Here is a 546-nt window from a genome sequence, read left to right on the forward strand (position 1 = left end):
TCTATAATCCTTTTGTCCCTATTTGTTAAGGGTTTATTCTCCTGTATTTGTTGCTTGAATCTATGTGCCATAGACAGTTTAAGACTCCATTTTGTATATTCTGTATGTTCTTCTTCTGTCCATTCCGATTCAGGCTTTTTGAATTTTATGACATCCGGTTTAAAATTTTTCATAATATATCCGGCATAGTCTGCGACCGGAATTGTTTTAGGTATTTCGTTATTTATAATTATATTTCCTCCACATCTTCTTTTTCCCTGATATTTCCAAATGGTAGTTATTGGTCACAAGGGATTGTTCCCCACTTAAATGAAAATTTCACATCTTCTAAAGTAGGGTTTTTCTTTATTTTTACGAGATTTTTTAGGTATTCATTTAATTCTTTTTTGTTTTTTAGGTAGATTTTAGCTTTAAATTTTTTCATTTTGCCTCCATTAAAAAAGCGTATCACCGGTTTTGCCAGTAATACGCTTCGTTTTGTTGGTTGGTTTGCTACAGAATAATTGTTTTTACAAATTATAGAAAAATGCTAGTTACTTCTGTACA

1 protein-coding gene is annotated in these 546 nt (G+C 31.0%); it reads right to left on the reverse strand.

Going from position 1 to position 546, the window contains the following annotated elements:
* Positions 1–277: 277 nt before the first annotated feature.
* Positions 278–424: a hypothetical protein gene (locus tag PGW42_RS15820; RefSeq protein WP_015529224.1), complete on the reverse strand. Its 147-nt coding sequence runs from the start codon at positions 422–424 to the stop codon at positions 278–280.
* Between the last annotated feature and the right edge of the window lie 122 nt (positions 425–546).

It is taken from the genome of Coprococcus sp. TM115-187, from assembly GCF_027679115.1.
GTDB classification, from domain to species: Bacteria; Bacillota; Clostridia; order Lachnospirales; family Lachnospiraceae; genus Allocoprococcus; species Allocoprococcus comes.